General features: G+C 58.1%; 17 protein-coding genes. 6 read left to right on the top strand and 11 right to left on the bottom strand.

All coding sequences use genetic code 11. From position 1 onward, the window contains the following. The 3 genes from rhaM to ACZ1HA_RS12875 all read left to right on the top strand — a co-directional run bounded on the left by rhaM (position 1) and on the right by ACZ1HA_RS12875 (position 3,279). Positions 1–315: an L-rhamnose mutarotase gene (rhaM, locus tag ACZ1HA_RS12885; RefSeq protein ID WP_472714164.1), complete on the top strand. Its 315-nt coding sequence runs from the start codon at positions 1–3 to the stop codon at positions 313–315. After that, positions 312–1,682, top strand: coding sequence for an FGGY-family carbohydrate kinase (locus ACZ1HA_RS12880; RefSeq protein ID WP_472714163.1), 1,371 nt, complete (start codon positions 312–314; stop codon positions 1,680–1,682). The genes rhaM and ACZ1HA_RS12880 overlap by 4 nt, the downstream gene beginning before the upstream one ends. A gap of 112 nt (positions 1,683–1,794) precedes the next feature. Beyond that, complete coding sequence (locus ACZ1HA_RS12875) at positions 1,795–3,279, top strand: sulfatase-like hydrolase/transferase (RefSeq protein WP_472714162.1); 1,485 nt, start codon at positions 1,795–1,797, stop codon at positions 3,277–3,279. A 41-nt stretch (positions 3,280–3,320) separates the two neighbouring features. Here the strand turns inward: ACZ1HA_RS12875 and ACZ1HA_RS12870 are convergent, their stop codons facing one another. Both ACZ1HA_RS12870 and ACZ1HA_RS12865 read right to left on the bottom strand, forming a co-directional pair. Next, positions 3,321–4,157: a sterol desaturase family protein gene (locus ACZ1HA_RS12870; RefSeq protein ID WP_472714161.1), complete on the bottom strand. Its 837-nt coding sequence runs from the start codon at positions 4,155–4,157 to the stop codon at positions 3,321–3,323. Then, positions 4,154–4,711, bottom strand: a complete 558-nt coding sequence (locus ACZ1HA_RS12865) for a TetR/AcrR family transcriptional regulator (RefSeq protein ID WP_472714160.1) — start codon at positions 4,709–4,711, stop codon at positions 4,154–4,156. Before ACZ1HA_RS12865 ends, ACZ1HA_RS12870 begins: the two co-directional genes overlap by 4 nt. Positions 4,712–4,979: 268 nt before the next feature. Here ACZ1HA_RS12865 and ACZ1HA_RS12860 point away from each other — a divergent pair, with 268 nt between their 5' ends. Then, positions 4,980–6,356, top strand: a complete 1,377-nt coding sequence (locus ACZ1HA_RS12860; RefSeq protein WP_472714159.1) for a DUF3179 domain-containing (seleno)protein — start codon at positions 4,980–4,982, stop codon at positions 6,354–6,356. Between the two features lie 9 nt (positions 6,357–6,365). Here the strand turns inward: ACZ1HA_RS12860 and ACZ1HA_RS12855 are convergent, their stop codons facing one another. From ACZ1HA_RS12855 to ACZ1HA_RS12820, 8 genes are all read right to left on the bottom strand, one after another. Continuing rightward, entirely contained in the window at positions 6,366–7,400 is a 1,035-nt protein-coding gene (locus ACZ1HA_RS12855; protein WP_472714158.1) for a zinc-binding dehydrogenase, read from the bottom strand. Between the two features lie 102 nt (positions 7,401–7,502). After that, on the bottom strand, positions 7,503–8,015 hold the full coding sequence (locus tag ACZ1HA_RS12850; protein WP_375230173.1) for a protein tyrosine phosphatase family protein: 513 nt from the start codon (positions 8,013–8,015) through the stop codon (positions 7,503–7,505). Then, a complete protein-coding gene (locus ACZ1HA_RS12845; RefSeq protein ID WP_472714157.1) occupies positions 7,979–8,248 on the bottom strand; it encodes a DUF1272 domain-containing protein in 270 nt (89 codons plus the stop codon). Before ACZ1HA_RS12845 ends, ACZ1HA_RS12850 begins: the two co-directional genes overlap by 37 nt. Positions 8,249–8,426: 178 nt before the next feature. Further along, on the bottom strand, positions 8,427–9,344 hold the full coding sequence (gene sigJ / locus ACZ1HA_RS12840; protein ID WP_472714156.1) for an RNA polymerase sigma factor SigJ: 918 nt from the start codon (positions 9,342–9,344) through the stop codon (positions 8,427–8,429). 1 nt (position 9,345) lies between these two features. After that, complete coding sequence (locus ACZ1HA_RS12835) at positions 9,346–9,795, bottom strand: carboxymuconolactone decarboxylase family protein (protein WP_472714155.1); 450 nt, start codon at positions 9,793–9,795, stop codon at positions 9,346–9,348. Positions 9,796–9,986: 191 nt separating this feature from the next. Next, positions 9,987–11,987, bottom strand: coding sequence for a putative bifunctional diguanylate cyclase/phosphodiesterase (locus ACZ1HA_RS12830; RefSeq protein WP_472714154.1), 2,001 nt, complete (start codon positions 11,985–11,987; stop codon positions 9,987–9,989). Between the two features lie 6 nt (positions 11,988–11,993). Next, positions 11,994–12,503 carry a hypothetical protein gene (locus ACZ1HA_RS12825; RefSeq protein WP_472714153.1) on the bottom strand — a complete coding sequence of 170 codons (510 nt, stop codon included), beginning with the start codon at positions 12,501–12,503 and terminating at the stop codon, positions 11,994–11,996. A 129-nt stretch (positions 12,504–12,632) separates the two neighbouring features. Further along, positions 12,633–13,199, bottom strand: a complete 567-nt coding sequence (locus ACZ1HA_RS12820; RefSeq protein WP_472714152.1) for a hypothetical protein — start codon at positions 13,197–13,199, stop codon at positions 12,633–12,635. A 72-nt stretch (positions 13,200–13,271) separates the two neighbouring features. Here ACZ1HA_RS12820 and ACZ1HA_RS12815 point away from each other — a divergent pair, with 72 nt between their 5' ends. After that, positions 13,272–13,814, top strand: coding sequence for a hypothetical protein (locus ACZ1HA_RS12815; protein WP_472714151.1), 543 nt, complete (start codon positions 13,272–13,274; stop codon positions 13,812–13,814). A gap of 1 nt (position 13,815) precedes the next feature. Beyond that, a complete protein-coding gene (locus ACZ1HA_RS12810) occupies positions 13,816–14,028 on the top strand; it encodes a helix-turn-helix domain-containing protein (protein ID WP_472714150.1) in 213 nt (70 codons plus the stop codon). 26 nt (positions 14,029–14,054) lie between these two features. On the opposite strand, the gene ACZ1HA_RS12805 is transcribed toward ACZ1HA_RS12810, so the two are convergent. Beyond that, on the bottom strand, positions 14,055–14,864 hold the full coding sequence (locus ACZ1HA_RS12805; protein ID WP_472714149.1) for a hypothetical protein: 810 nt from the start codon (positions 14,862–14,864) through the stop codon (positions 14,055–14,057). Positions 14,865–15,126: the final 262 nt, after the last annotated feature.

Genomic DNA, 15,126 nt, shown 5'->3' with positions numbered 1-15,126 from the left:
ATGCAGAAATACGCGTTCAGAATGCGCCTCAATCCCGGGTGCCTCGACGAATACAGGAAACGTCATGATGAAATCTGGCCAGAGCTGATCCGGCTGCTGAAGGATGCCGGGATTTCGGACTATTCCATCCATCTGGATGAGGAAACAAACATCCTGTTCGGCGTACTCTGGCGCACGGATAATCACCGGATGGATGCCCTGCCTCAGCAGGACATCATGCAGCGCTGGTGGGCTCACATGGCAGATATTATGGAGACGCAGGCTGACAATGAACCGGTGGCTGTTCCGCTCACACCGGTTTTTCATATGCCATGACCGGATCCTGCATCGCGGTCATTGATATTGGCAAAACGAATGCAAAGCTCGCAGTCGTTGATCCTGACACACTGACCGAACTGGCGGTGGTCACGCGGCCCAACACTGTGCTGCAGGGTCCTCCGTGGCCTCATTTTGATGTGGACGGACACTGGGCGTTTCTGCTGGATGCGCTCTCGGATTTTCACCGGGATTTCGGCATCAGCGCCATTTCCGTGACGACGCATGGCGCATGTGCTGCTTTGATCGGACACGATGGCCGGCTTGCGGCGCCGGTTCTTGATTATGAACATAACGGGTCTGACAGCCTTGCCACCGAATACGATGCAGTGCGGCCGCCTTTTTCGGAAACCGGATCGCCCCGCCTGTCGATGGGGCTGAACCTCGGTGCGCAGCTTTTCTGGCAGTTTCATAACAATCCGGGCCTGCTGCGCGAGGTGCGCCATGTTGTGACCTATCCGCAATACTGGGGGTATCGCCTGACAGGTGTTGCGGCCACCGACGTGACATCCCTGGGCTGCCATACGGATCTGTGGAACCCGCATGCCGGGCAGCCCTCGGCACTGAACGCGACGCTGGGGATCGCCGAAAAACTGGCACCGGTACGCCGCCCTGGTGATGTTCTGGGTCCGGTCCTGTCGGATGTGGCGAAGCGCACCGGTCTCGCGGCTGATACGCCTGTTTACTGCGGTATTCACGACTCCAATGCATCGCTGTTGCCACATCTCATGTACCGTGAGGCGCCGTTCAGTGTGGTCTCCTCCGGCACCTGGGTGATTGCGATGGCCATTGGCGGCCTGCCGGTCACGCCGGACCCGGCATGTGATACGCTGATCAACGTGAACGCCTTTGGCGACCCTGTGCCATCTGCGCGTTTCATGGGGGGGCGGGAACATGATCTGCTTATGAACGGCGCGGCAGTTGAGGCAGATGCGGCTGATACTGCTGCGGTGCTGGATGCAGGCATTATGTTTCTGCCGCCGCTTGTCGCGGATACGGGACCCTTCCAGGGAGGCAGATCCGGCTGGTCGGGGGCAGAACCGGAGCAGGGCTCCGGCCGGAGAAGTGCAGCCACAGGCTTCTATCTGGCACTCGTCACCGCGCATTGCCTGGGTCTTGTCGGCCACCGCGGCCCGGTCCTTGTCGAGGGACCGTTTGCACGAAACCATTGCTATCTTGAAATGCTCGCAACAGCTTCCGGAAGCGGGGTGTTTCCGATGACGGGAGCTACCGGAACCAGCCAGGGTGCTGCCCTCCTTGCCGCACCGGGGCAGCGGCATCAGGGCGCGCTGCCACCGCCGGTCCGCGGAACCGAAAAGCACAGGGCCTATGCCGCCCGATGGCAGCAATGCGTTCGCGAAACTTGACCGTGGTATAGGGCCATTCGTCCAGGAACGCCCGACAGATTTCACTGGGGGCCGTGCGGAAATGAGCTTAACCTTTCCGAGGGGGACGGGGGCGTGACCACGGGAGGACAGGATGAGCCGCGACGCATCGAACATACTGATCATCATATCCGACGAGCACCGCAAAGACGCGATGGGATGCGCCGGTCACCCGATCATCCGGACCCCACATCTTGATGCATTGGCTGCCCGTGGCGCGCGTTTTTCAAACGCTTACACCCCGTCGCCAATGTGTGTGCCTGCACGCGCTGCCATCGCCACCGGCGACTATGTCCACAGGATCCGTCATTGGGACAGCGCGTCTCCCTATGGCGGTCAAAGGCGCAGCTGGATGCACCACCTGCGGGACAGTGGGGTGGAGACTGTTTCCATTGGCAAGCTGCATTTCCGCTCGGCGGATGATGACAATGGGTTTTCACAGGAAATTCTGCCGATGCATGTTGTCGGTGGTGTGGGATGGCCCGTCGGTCTTCTGCGGGACGCGCCGCCTGCCTATGACGCGGCATCTGAGCTGGCAGCAGATGTTGGTGCGGGCCGCAGTTCATATACCGAATATGACCGGGAAATCACCGGGGCGGCAGAATCCTGGCTGCACAGCAGGGCGGGTGCTCAGGACCCCTGGGCCGCCTTTGTTTCACTGGTCAGCCCACATTACCCGCTGGTCTGCCCCGGAGAATACCTGGACCTGTACGACCCGGCGAAGATCGACCTGCCTGTCGGATATGGCGCCCGGTCCCGGCCAGACCACAGCGAACTGAAGAACATTGCGGCATTCTTTGACTATGACCGCTATTTTGACGAGCAGCGAATGCGTGAAGCCAGAGCTGCCTACTACGGCCTGACGAGCTTCATGGATAACTGTGTTGGCCGTATTCTGTCAGCGCTGTCCGGGAGTGGGCAACAGGAGAACACAGTGGTGGTCTATGTTTCCGACCATGGGGACATGCTGGGGGATCAGGGTTTCTGGACCAAGCAGGTGATGTACGAGCAGTCTGCCGGTGTGCCGATGATCATTGCAGGCCCGGGCGTCTCAGCGGGGCGCCGGGTAACCACCGGCGCGTCGCTTCTGGATCTGGCAGCGACCGCGTTGGATGCAACCGGTGTGCCGCACGACGTGCAATCTGCGGACCTTCCCGGTGTGTCGCTTCTGCAGCTTGCGTCGGATCCCGACGATGCAGACCGTACAATTCTGAGCGAATATCACGACGGCGGATCAACCACGGGCACTTTCATGGTGCGCTGGCAACGCTGGAAGTATGTACACTATGTCGGGCATGAGCCGCAGCTCTTTAATCTGCAGGATGACCCGGATGAACTGACTGATCTTGCAGCCTTTGCACGCCGGGGGCCGGACGTATTGGCGGCCCTTGCCGAAGGAGAACGGCGGCTTCGCAATCTCTGCGATCCGGAGGTGGTAAATGCGCAGTGTTTTGAAGATCAGCGCCGTCGCATTGAGGCCCTGGGCGGTGAAGAAGCCTGCCTTACAGCGTTCCGGTTCAGTCATACGCCCACGCCAGAAGAGCAGGAGGACAGCGGTCGCACCGGGTCCGCGCTTTAGCAGCCTCCCGCGCGACGGAGCGGACCATGGCAATTGTTTCGTCAGTCTTTGGGCACCCAGCCCGGTGACCGGAACAGCACCCGCAGCGCGTTTTCCAGAGAACCGGCAGTGCGCAGATCGCGGATCAGTGCAGGCCATTCAGAGAACCAGACTTTCAACGGGTTGCGCGTGTCAAAGTCGCGTTTGAGCCCATAGCGCGGGGTTTCCTCTTCGACCTGAAAGGTTCCCCACAGCCGGTCCCAGACAATCAGTATGCCGCCGTAGTTTTTGTCCAGATACTTGTCATCGCTGCCATGATGGACCCTGTGGTGTGACGGGGTGTTCAGCACCTTTTCGAGCGGACCAAGTTTGCCGATCAGTTCCGTATGCAGCCAGGTCTGATAGGCCAGCACACTGATGACCCCGAAGATTATCAGTTCAGGCGTGAAGCCCATCAGGGCCAGCGGCAGATGCGCGACCAGCGACCAGACGCCTTCAAGAGGCCCGAAGCGGATGCCGGTGATGATATTCATGTCGCGGGATGAATGATGCACCGCGTGCTGGGTCCACAGGATGCGCACCTCGTGAGCGATACGGTGCTCCCAGTAATAGGTAATATCCGCGAGGATAACGATCAGAACCATGCTCCACCAGGTGGTCGGAATGGACCACGGCAGGAGCTGTGCGATAATCCAGAAAATACTGTAAGCGCCCGTCAGGATGAAGGTTTCGATCACCAGATAAGGGATCTGGGTCGAGGCGCTGACGAGCATTTCGCCAAGCGTTCTGGTTTTCATCGTGCCCTTGAACAGCATCTCGGCGATCTCAATGAGCAGGATGGCCGCGCCGATCAGAAAGAAGATCTCGTCGATCTGAGTTGTCAGCACTTCAATGCTCATGTCGCGCTTCCCTTTATTCCGTTTGTGAATGTACGCCAGGCAAGTTCGGCTGCCTGTTTCGGGGTGGCATCGCCGGACCGGACTACGGACCAGGCGGCGTAGATCAGGTTTTCATAGGCTTCGACGATCCATTCAGTGGGGACTGCGGCATCGAACGCACCTTCCTTCTTTGCGGCTTCCACATCCTGCCGCAGCTCGTCCCGTCCGGCTTCATAAGCTGCAGCAACTTCCGGGTCAGCCTCCAGCCCTTCATTGGCAAGGAACCACTGACGGTTGGCGAGCGGGACGATTGCATAGAGCGACAGCCGAAACCCTTCCGCATAGGTCTCAGCGCCTTTGACCGCTTCCTCTACGGCCTCTTCCAGCTCGCTCAGCGCAATTTGGGCGAGGGCCCGCATAAGGTCCGGGCGTCCGGAAAAATGACGGTGCAGAGTGGCCCGCCCCACGCCCGCGCGTGCGGCAACATCACCAAGCGTCGCTGCCTGGTTTTGTGCGTAAACGCTGAAGGCGGCTTCAATAATGGCATCGCGGGTATCGGGGCGGATCGTGGGCATGAGGCATATATGTCTCATTTGAGACAGAAATCAATGACCTGAGACGGTAAACTGGGAAAATTGTACCGGCAGATGCTGTTTGGCACCGGGTTCCGATGCCGATGTGCCGCTCAGCGCACGGAATTGCCGGCCCAAAGCAATGATCCCGGTTGCCGACTTCACGACACTTTATGGTTTCGTGATTGGAGCGGTTTGCGCGCGTGCATTACCCTTTGGCAAACGTCGTTCACCTCCCGGTGCCCTTCTGATGGTCAAAGGAAAACCTGCCATGAAGTCTCTCTCCCGTACCGCAATCGCAGCTGGGTTCGCTGTTCTGTCACTGCTGGCAGCGGTGCCAGCCTCGGCTCAGGGGCAGGAAACCTTGCCAAACTATGTCACAGAAGAATTCGGTCACCCACCAGCTTCGATCCCATCCGGGGCATTGTCGGATGATCTGACACGTGCCGTGCGAACGGTGTTCGTCGACAGCCTGGAAAGCTCAGCCTGGGGGCGTGATCAGAACATCGCGCTGGAGGAGATAAAGGCATCGGGGGATCCGCGCCTCGCCTGGATTGTGACGGATATGATGCGTTTCACCTGGCGCCAGTCTTTTGATGATGCTCTGGCCGAAACGGCGTCCGAACTGCTTGGGGTCACGCTCGAAACACCGCACCGCTGGGGCGAGCTGACGGATTATCTGATCGCGTGGGACATTCCTGCGTATCCGGGATACCTGGATACCAAACGTGCGATTTTCACCAATTTCGTGCCGGGGTGGGAGCGGATCTTCATCGAAGGTGAGATTGACTGGCGGCTGGTCTCTTGGGGCGGCGTGCCGATCGACAACCGCCCTTATGACCGGACCGAGATCCCGTGCAACTGTATTCCGGCAGCTGACAATCCGCTGACGAGCTCCGCAGAAGATGCGACCTGGCTGAAGGACGACGACATCGTTTTTGGTATCGGGATCAATGGTGAATACCGTGCCTATCCGCGTCAGATCATGGAGGTTCGTGAGATGGTGAATGACACCCTTGGCGGACGTGATCTGGGTATTCCTTATTGTACGCTCTGTGGTGCGGCTCAGGCCTATTTCACGGATGAGATGCCGGTTGGGGTCAAGCGGCCGGTCCTGCGGACCTCCGGTCTGCTGAGCCGCTCAAACAAAGTGATGTTTGATCTGCGCACGTATTCGGTGTTCGACACTTTCCTCGGGAAGGCTGTGACAGGTCCTCTCGCTGACCGGGGTATCGTGCTGAAACAGGCTACTGTTGTCACCACCGACTGGGGCACCTGGAAAAAGCAGCACCCGGAAACAACTGTCCTGCTGGAGAGGTATGCGCTGGGCAGAAACTTCAATTTCCGTGAAGGGCGGGACGCAAACGGCCCTATTTTCCCCATTGGCGATGTTGATCCGCGTCTGCCGGTGCAGGAAGACATTATTGGTGTGGTAACGGCCTCCGGCACACCTGTTGCATTCCGGCGAAGTACTGCGATGCTTGCGCTGCGCGAAGGGGCTGATGTCAGTTTTGAAAACGTGAGGCTGGAACTTGATGCAGGTGGCATCCGTGCCGTGGACCGCGATGGTTCTGATCTCGGAAGCCATCAGGCCTTCTGGTTCGCATGGTCACAGTTTTATGAGAACACAGCGCTCTGGAAACCCTGACCCGCAGCTTCAGGAAGCCAAATCGGTGATCACTGCGGTCCCCGGGGATGTGGGGCCGCTCATCGCCGCCAGTTCTGCACCGGCATCAGACAAAGAAATTTCCCGCGCCACCATCGGACTGAGATCGACCTCGCCCCGCGCGATCATGTCCAACAGGCGTGGATACTTCCAGCCCGGCATCCCGCGCGTGCCATAAAAGGCCAGCTGTTTGCTGTAGATCGCGCGCATGTTCACGGTCATCATGCCGTCACCGGAAGGCATGCCGACATGAACGTGCCGGCCAAGCGTTGCCAGACATTCGACAGATGCATTCGTTGTCTGCGCAATCCCCAGGGCCTCGACAGAGACCTGAGCACCGCCACCCGTCAGATCGCGGATCGCCTGAGCCACATCTTCCTTTGTCGCGTTGACCGCAGCATCGGCCCCGAGGCTCAGCGCATGCGCCAGTTTTTCCTCGACAACATCCACAACGACAACCTGCGCGCCCAGCATTTTTGCCAGCAGGAGTGCGGACAGCCCAATACCGCCGGTGCCGTGGATGGCCACCCACTCGCCGGCCCGGACCTGCGAGCGGTCGGTCAGCGCGTGCCAGGCCGTTGTGACCCGGCAACCCAGACCGGCCGCGAGTGCCGGTGCCATCGTATCCGGCAGATGCACCAGATTGTGGTCATATGGCACGGCCACATACTGTGCATAAGCGCCCGGTGCACCGAAGCCCGGCACAACGGCGCCTTCACAGGCGTTGGAGGTCCCCGCCTGGCAGAGCGGGCAGGTGCCGCATCCAAGAATGAATGGCGCGATCAGACGGTCTCCGGCGCGGTGTCTGGCCTGTGGCCCGGCCTCAACGACGGTGCCGCAGTATTCATGCCCCAGGATGTCGCCAGGCCGCACCTTGGGGTGCCCACCGGTCCAGCCGTGATAGTCTGACCGGCATACCCCGCAGGCGGCAACTTCCAGCACGACACCGTTGTCCGGGCATTCCGGATCGGCGACCGTTTCAATACAAAGATCCTGGTTGAATTCCCCGAGTACTGCAGCGCGCATGTAAATTTTCCGTTTTCCGACCGACTGCTCCGGAAATATCGCAAGCGCGGGTCCGGAGCAATTCCTGTGGTGGCCAGAGACTGTCAGGGCCGCCGGGACATGTCAGTAGTCGTAGCCCTTATAACGGTTCTTTTTTCCCTTTGCGCCTGCGTCACGGATCAGACCCGCCCAGTCATTGCCCGGACGCCAGATGCTCTCCATATTTGCTGATGCGTCGGGTTCTGACATACCGTATCCGTCTCTGGCATACCGGTAGAAAAATGCGCTGACCCTGGCATTGTAGATGCAATGTACATGAACCACCTTATCCGGGACACCTTCGAGAGCATGCCGGAAGGCGCTATAATCAGCTTCTGTCGGATCCTCAAACTCGACGGGGATGTAGATGTAGGTCATCCCGAGCGCTGTAACTGAACCCTCTTCGTCCACCAGCGCGCCTTTGTTGTGGTGTGGCCCGAGGTTGATCACGTGAGTGACGCCCAGAGATCTCAGATCTGCGAGTTGTGCCTCACTGGGCTGACCTGAGGTTGTGATCCGGTCATTGATGCGGCGCCAGTTCAGAATGTCGGCAGGGTCTTTCAAAAGCCGGAACCCGATTGCGGATTGCCGGCGCATGCCTCGTGGTCTCCTGTCACCCGCGTGCCGGAACCTGGATGGCGCCGAAGCAATTCCGGCGGGCGGCTTGGTCGTGGCACAAGGTCACCGCCGCAGTTCGGACAGACACGGCAAAACCTCTGGTCCGCGCAACCGGTGCAGAAAGTGCATTCGAACGAGCAGATGAGCGCCTCTGCGGATGCGGGTGGCAAATCTCTGTCGCAGCACTCGCAGTTCGGTTTCAGTGTCAGCATGAGCCGGTTTTCCCTGTCTTTTGTGCGCGCGAAGCGCGTTGTGTTGCGATCCGTTCCCGGATCATGAAAGAGCATCCGGGACAAGGCAACTGTGGCGGCACTGCTTCGGAGCGGTTGACGGGGCAGCGCCCCGGTACCCTTCCCGGCGTATCCGGTCCGGAAAATGCATCACCGGTCATCAGTTGATCACCAGGCCGCCTGCCGGCCTGAAGCTGGCGTGATGCTCCTCAAAGACGCGCAGCTTTTCGGGATTGCGATGGATAAAAATGCTCTGGACAGAACCGTCAGGGCCATACCCAAACGCCACCAAGGCAACAGCTTCCTGTGCCCTGCGTACCAGCAGAACCTGCTGTCCGTTGGCGTGTCGCATACTGAGAGTGCTGTCTGACCACGCCTGTCCGAGAACCCGGGTTACAAAGCCGGCAACGGCGTTAAAACCTTCCAGCACATGCCGTATGGCGGTGGCTTTGCCGCCGCTGTCCGCGCGCAGATCAACGTCCTTGCTGAGTATGTGGACCAGGTGATCTGCTGATCCTGTTTCCAGTGCCCGTGAGAACCCTTGCAGAAGCTCGGTCTGCCGGGCTCTGTCCGGGACAAAACGCGCATTTTCCCGGGTGATCATTCTGCGGGCTCTGGCCGCAAGCTGTCGACAGTTCGCAGATGTCAGATTCAGGCTTTCTGCGATCTGATCAAAGGGCATGTCGAATATGTCATGCAAGAGATATGCCGCCCGTTCGCGTGCCGTCAGACGCTCCAGCATCAGCAGGAAAGCCGTCGACAGGCTTGATGCCATCTCAACACTCTGCGCGGCATCAGCTGTGTCCGATGTAGCGATACTTTCGGGCAGCCAGGGCCCGATGTAGTCAGTTTTTTTGCGGTGAGAAGAACGGAGTATGTCGAGGCATCTGTTGGTACAGACCGTCGTCATCCAGGCAACGGGTTGCTCGGGCATCGGAGGGTCCAGCGCAAGCCACCGGACAGCCGTGTCCTGCACAGCATCCTCGGCTTCGCTGACCGACCCGAGCAGGCGATAGGCCACGCCCACAAGCTGTGGGCGGGCCAATTCGAATTCTGCGGCTTTCGCGTCGGGCGTCATTTCAGTGCTTTGATATCTGGAACCGGTTCCAGAGGTTGATCATACACGTGCACGCCGTGATCAGCGATATCTGATGGTCGTCAAAATGCGCGCGCAAATCTGCACGCAGGGCGCCGAAATCGGTCCCGCGTTCCATATATGTCAGGGCTTCGGCCCAGGCAAAGGCGGCTTTTTCAGTATGTGAAAAGTCGTCCACGCTGTCCCAGACAGCAAGGCGGTCAAGCCGCTCATTGGTCTCGCCGTCTTTGCGCGCTTCCCGGGTATGCATTTTGACGCAGAAGCCACACCTGTTTATCTGCGATACCCGCAACTCAATAAGATGCGACAGCTGCCTTGGCATACCCGCTTTCTCCATCATGCCATGCACCTGGCCAAGATGCCCGAGAAGTGGGCCGATCTGTGTTTCGTATTCTACCGGTGCGCCTTTCTGAATCTGCGTCGGGGCGTTCATATCAATCTCCTTTGAATTCCTGACATTCATCTGACGATTGATGCGGGCGAAATGTGACGTGACCCCAAAATATTTCTCACAGAGGCTGGTTGATCAGGTGATTTCGGTGTCTTTCAGCCCGGACGGCAAAACCCTGGGCAGCATGTTGCTGTCATTTATGATGGCCTGCCGACCCAACTGGCAGCAACCGTTCAGGCACTGTTTCGTGAATCTTCGCCTTTGCCGGAGGCCTGAGACAGGGCGCTCAGCGCAGCAACCGGTCGGCCGAAGCAGTAGCCCTGCGCCCATCGCGCACCCATTTCATGCACAATCCTGGCCTGGCGCGTGTTTTCGATACCCTCGACCACCACGTCCAGTTCCATGTGTCGTGCAATTTCCAGAACCGACGCCAGCATCAGGCGGGCTTTGCGCGATGTTTCGATTTCCTCCACGAGCGACCGGTCAATTTTGAGCTCGTCGGCAAACATTGCACGCAGATAGGCAAGTGACGAAAAACCGGTGCCGAAATCATCAATCGAGATCCTGCAACCCTTCTGGCGCAAACCGTTAATGATCTCGTTGGCCTGCGCCCAGTCGCGCATCTCAGTGGTTTCGGTGATTTCCAGTGTCAGAAGCTCCGGCCTGATGTCGGAGCGCCAGAGCAGATGTTCTACTGTTTTGAGGATCTTGCTGGAATTGAAGTGAACCGCTGAAAGGTTTGCGCTGACCGTGTATTCCGTTCCATAGATTTCATTGTGCTCGGAAATAATCCGGGAGGCTTTGTTCAGAACATAGGTATCAATGTCCACTACCAGCCCGGATTCCTCCGCAAGCTGGATAAATTCGCCGGGGTTGACGACCTGACCGTTCCGGTTCCAGCGCACCAGCGCCTCAAATCCATAAACTTCGCCGTCAGGCAACCTTACTTTCGGCTGAAAATACACTTCGAGGTCGCCATTCTGAATTGCGGTGGGCAGCTCTTCGAGCATCGCCCGACGTTCGAGAAACTGCCTTTCGAGGACGGAATCGTACACAGTGTAACATGCCCGCCCGCGCGCTTTTGACGCGTAAAGGGCGAAGTCTGTTACCCGTGAAAGGGTGTCAGCATTCAATACCATTGTTTCCCGGACCTGGGTTGTTGTGGCCAGTCCGATACTGACACGGCAGAGAAGCTGTTCGCCATCAAGATCAAACGGTTCCGAGGTGACCTCGATGATGTGCTCACACAGCTTCAGCAGGCTGTCGATTTTGTCAGTCGGAACAATAAGAGCAAACTCGTCTCCGCCGAGCCTCGCTGCAAACCCATTACTGACCTGAGAAGCCCTTTTCAATACAGCGCCCGTCCGCTGAAGGACGGTGTCGCCGGCTGCATGCCCATAGGTGTCATTGATTGCCTTAAATTCATCGAGATCGACTAAAATCAGTGCAAATGGCCGTTTCGGGTCATTCAGCATCTGCCGGAGACGGTCCTGAAACTGTACGCGGTTGGGCAGTGTCGTGAGCGCATCGAAGAATGCCAGAAATTCAACGCGTTCTTCCGCTTCTTCCCGTTTCCGTCGCGCAACAACCTCACTGCGCAGCAGAGCCAGGGCGATGATCCCCACCAGTGTCAGGCCGGCCAGAGATCCGATCATGGTGAGTTGCTGTTTTCTGACGACCGCAGATTGCGCGGCCATCACTTCGTCGCCGTGGCGTCTCATTTCGTCCAGATAGACGACCAGACGTTTTCTCGCGACACCGGCGGCTATCAGAAGCTCGTCTACCCGGGTATGGATATCGGTGTAGTTCCCCGCGATCGTGCTGTCGGCAAGATCAACTATGGTTTCCAGCGCGATGATCGATGCCTTGCCACTGGCAAAGCCGACATCGTTATTCAGGATTGTCTTCAGATGATCCTTCCGTACAAAAAGAATGTCAGCGGCATCCGCGAATTCGTCCTCGAGTTCAGGTGAAAAACCTCCGGCATGCGCTGCACGCTGCCCCACAAGGATCAGGCGCTGGACGTCGCTGATCGCTACATATCCATTACGTATCTGCCGGTTTTCAAAGAGGCCCTTTGCCTGCGCGATCTGCTGGGCAACCGATTGTGTGTATACCCAGGCACCGGCAAACAGCAGTATCAAAAGACTGATGGACAGAAATATTCCGACGCGCGAGGAGAGCGCATCGCGCGCGACCTCGCTCCAGAATCTGTTTTTCTGTTTGCCGGGCACGCGAGATTACCGGACAGCCTCGATTCGTGCCGCCATCCAGACAAAATTTGATTCCGAAGTCAGCGGGGACGCGGAGTAATCGTCGGCGTCGATGATGAACTGAATGGGGCCCCGTTGCCGCCGGCTGTGCGCTTTGCCGTCTACGCGCGTGGCAACCAGTACCGGTACTGACAAAAGTAACTCCCGCGACATTGTGGTGCTGTAGTCGTTTTCGGCCGTGACACGGATTTCCGCGGCCTGGTCGAGCCCGTGCGCCGCAAGCAGGTCAGACAACATAACGCCAGCGAAATCAGCGGGTTGCTCACGCCAGGGTGTTGTCGTCATCAGGCTGTATGTGGAAAACGCTTCCAGTTCTGCAGGCGAATAGGAATGTTCTTGTCCATCCGCGGCAACGATGATCAGCGCGGCGTCTGCGTGGCGGATCGGCGCCAGCTCAGTCCGTTTCGGTTGCCCGGCAAAAGCTGCCTGTCCGGCAATGACCACCGCCAGAAATATGCTTGCCAACACTCTTTTCATTGTTTTGCTCCAGTCAAAAATACGCTGAGCAAACCTAGCATGTGCAGTGTTTACCGAAGATTAGCGGCGGGCAGGATGCTTCCTGCAACCCGGACGACAGGCCCCGGAGGCACGTACCCCCGGTCCTGTTCAGCAGGCAGGCCAGACTTTGGACGGGTCATCACCAGTCGCAGGAAGCAGGTCTGCTTCCCGGGTGAGCTGGACAAACTCACCAGACGGCGCTGCCCGCAGCCATGTCGATACGAAAAATCCGTTGTCGGGTTCCGCTGTCAGACAACCGCCATTCACGCTGACGCTGAGTGTCCCCAGACCTTCTGTCCCGGCAGCCTTCGCATCGCGGATCTGCTTCTGGATTTCTGACACCGTTTCTGCGCCTTCCGGGGTGATGTCGAACACAAAAATACTTTTCCCGGCAAGCGGTGCGCGCGGAAGGTCACCGGTGCTTTTAATCCCCAGCGGGACTGTAGTTTCCAGGGGTTCCAGGGACGCATCAGCCGGTTGAAACCCAAGATAGAGCGTCGCATCACCGTCGCGCAGCTGCACTGCATCCGGAACGCTGACGGCCACTGCAATATCGCCGGGATTTGTCTGCAATGGATCGAGCCGCATGGCCTCTGATAATCCGGCAGGTGTGACAACCGAACAGCCGGCGAGACAAAGTATAGCCGGAATCATTGAGAAAAGCGGTCTGATCATATCGAGTCCATCGTTGACTAGGTGTATAAAGATTAACTATTAATGTTTTAATTTAATTTATGGAGTCAATACATGAATTTTCCCGCGCCGGAAAAACTGGTTCGCAAGGCCCGGTTTCTCAAGATATGTCTCTCTCTTGTGCTTGGTCTGATCGCTATGGGGGCCGGTGCGCAGATTGCGTATCTGCTTTCAGATGCGCAGGGTTTCGGGCGCTTTCTGACTGCCGCCACCGGCTATCCGGATCAGGACCTGCGTCTGTGGCAGGTAATGGCACTTGCTCTGATCGCCATGGCTCAGACCCTGCTGTGGGCGGCGGTCGCGTGGCGGGGCAGGGCGGTTTTCAGGGCTCTGGAAACTGCGGAAATTGAGCGGTCAGCGCACTCCGCTTCCGACCTCTCCCGGTTGCTCTGGGTGGTTTTGGTCTACAGTATCATGTCCGGAACGCTGGCGGTGCTGGTGATCACCTGGCATTTCCCCGACGGGCAGCGCGCCCTTTCTGTTTCTTTTGGCTCGGTTCACCTGACAACTGTTCTGGCAGCGCTTATTGCGAGCTTCCTGTCACAGGCGCTGGTTCTTGGGGCGGCGCTCTGGCGTGATCACCAGGAGGTGATCTGAGATGGCGATCATCGTCAGGCTGGACGTCGTCCTTGCGCAACGCAAAATGACTTCGCGTGAACTGGCTGCCCGGATCGGTATATCGGAACAGAACCTTTCAGTTCTGCGGGCCGGGCGTGCACGGGGCGTGCGCTTCAACACGCTTGAAGCCATTTGCAGTGCGCTGAACTGCCAGCCTGGAGACCTCCTTGAATATTCGGACGACGCTCCATAGCGCGACCGGGCGTGTGGACCGCGAGTTCAGAGACTGCTTTTGATATGTTTCATGAAGGGCTTGATGAAGTCCCTGTCACGCCAGTAGTTCTTGTGGCTCAGCGGTGTAAAACCTGTCACCAGACCAGCATTCAGCGAGTGATCGCGGGTGACACGCTCGGCGTAACTGTCGCTCAGATCCCTGAGTGGCCAGCCCAGAACATCGTCCTTGTCGTAGTAGTTATGCCATTCAAATGTGTCGCTGAGTTTTGGGATGGGTTCGATGAGACTGCGGTTCAGACCTGCCACGAAAATCGGGATATTGCACCCGGTCGTCAGAAGACGAACCGTCTTTTTCCCTCTGCAGAACGCTTCTTCCTCCGGGCTGCTGAAATTCTGATCCTCTGACCAGACACCGTTTGGCGTCTTTCGGTCCCGGGTCGAATCCCACAGGAAATTTGAGATCACCTGACCACCGAGCGAATGGGCAAGAATGATGAGCCGGCGGTCATTGCCCTCGAGTTTATTGTAAAGGGCTCTGAGCGCCGTAAGAATGTTCGTCTGTGCCAGAAAATATGGGCTTGTCGGCCCTTCCTTGCGTGCTTCGAGGCTTGCAGCATCCGAAAACCCATAGAGCATGAACTCCCGCAGGTCGTCCCACCGCAACCGGCGTTTTACGGTTTTGAAATACAGACTTTGGTTGTGCTGGAGAATGTCCTGGTAAAAGACCGCCTGGGTCGCAACCGACCCCCGCAGGTCCTCGCCGAGTTCGAGGCTGATGCGCTCAAACAGTTCGGCCGCGTAATCAGGCTCTGTGTTGCCCATACCATGCAGAGTCAGAATCCCAAGTCTTGCCATGCCGCTGCTCCTGTAAAATATCTTTAACTTTCTGAGGTATGGTTCTGGGAATAGCCCCTCCCGTCAAGTCCTCAGGCACATCTTGTACGGCTACAGGGTCAGCATGTGGTACGCTCCTGGCGGCAAGGTGTGGCTCTTCTGCTCAGCCAGATCAGAAAGCGTGCTAACGCAAAAAAGAAGGTGCTGCGCAACAGAAGCCTGCCGCGCGGTGGTACGTTTTCCGGTACGCCCCGCATGTGAAAATCCACGCAGCCGGCTGGTG

The sequence above is a fragment of the Roseobacter sp. S87 genome (genome assembly GCF_055693285.1).
Note: the sequence above shows the minus strand (reverse complement) of the source record. Positions and strands in the feature narration are given on the sequence as shown.

What these genes read in the sequence shown, in the direction of transcription:
- rhaM (WP_472714164.1), top strand. Translation starts at nt 1, where the DNA reads ATGCAGAAATACGCGTTCAGAATGCGCCTCAATCCCGGGTGCCTCGAC.
- ACZ1HA_RS12880 (WP_472714163.1), top strand. Translation starts at nt 312, where the DNA reads ATGACCGGATCCTGCATCGCGGTCATTGATATTGGCAAAACGAATGCA.
- ACZ1HA_RS12875 (WP_472714162.1), top strand. Translation starts at nt 1,795, where the DNA reads ATGAGCCGCGACGCATCGAACATACTGATCATCATATCCGACGAGCAC.
- ACZ1HA_RS12870 (WP_472714161.1), bottom strand. Translation starts at nt 4,157, where the DNA reads ATGAGCATTGAAGTGCTGACAACTCAGATCGACGAGATCTTCTTTCTG.
- ACZ1HA_RS12865 (WP_472714160.1), bottom strand. Translation starts at nt 4,711, where the DNA reads ATGCCCACGATCCGCCCCGATACCCGCGATGCCATTATTGAAGCCGCC.
- ACZ1HA_RS12860 (WP_472714159.1), top strand. Translation starts at nt 4,980, where the DNA reads ATGAAGTCTCTCTCCCGTACCGCAATCGCAGCTGGGTTCGCTGTTCTG.
- ACZ1HA_RS12855 (WP_472714158.1), bottom strand. Translation starts at nt 7,400, where the DNA reads ATGCGCGCTGCAGTACTCGGGGAATTCAACCAGGATCTTTGTATTGAA.
- ACZ1HA_RS12850 (WP_375230173.1), bottom strand. Translation starts at nt 8,015, where the DNA reads ATGCGCCGGCAATCCGCAATCGGGTTCCGGCTTTTGAAAGACCCTGCC.
- ACZ1HA_RS12845 (WP_472714157.1), bottom strand. Translation starts at nt 8,248, where the DNA reads ATGCTGACACTGAAACCGAACTGCGAGTGCTGCGACAGAGATTTGCCA.
- sigJ (WP_472714156.1), bottom strand. Translation starts at nt 9,344, where the DNA reads ATGACGCCCGACGCGAAAGCCGCAGAATTCGAATTGGCCCGCCCACAG.
- ACZ1HA_RS12835 (WP_472714155.1), bottom strand. Translation starts at nt 9,795, where the DNA reads ATGAACGCCCCGACGCAGATTCAGAAAGGCGCACCGGTAGAATACGAA.
- ACZ1HA_RS12825 (WP_472714153.1), bottom strand. Translation starts at nt 12,503, where the DNA reads ATGAAAAGAGTGTTGGCAAGCATATTTCTGGCGGTGGTCATTGCCGGA.
- ACZ1HA_RS12820 (WP_472714152.1), bottom strand. Translation starts at nt 13,199, where the DNA reads ATGATCAGACCGCTTTTCTCAATGATTCCGGCTATACTTTGTCTCGCC.
- ACZ1HA_RS12815 (WP_472714151.1), top strand. Translation starts at nt 13,272, where the DNA reads ATGAATTTTCCCGCGCCGGAAAAACTGGTTCGCAAGGCCCGGTTTCTC.
- ACZ1HA_RS12810 (WP_472714150.1), top strand. Translation starts at nt 13,816, where the DNA reads ATGGCGATCATCGTCAGGCTGGACGTCGTCCTTGCGCAACGCAAAATG.
- ACZ1HA_RS12805 (WP_472714149.1), bottom strand. Translation starts at nt 14,864, where the DNA reads ATGGCAAGACTTGGGATTCTGACTCTGCATGGTATGGGCAACACAGAG.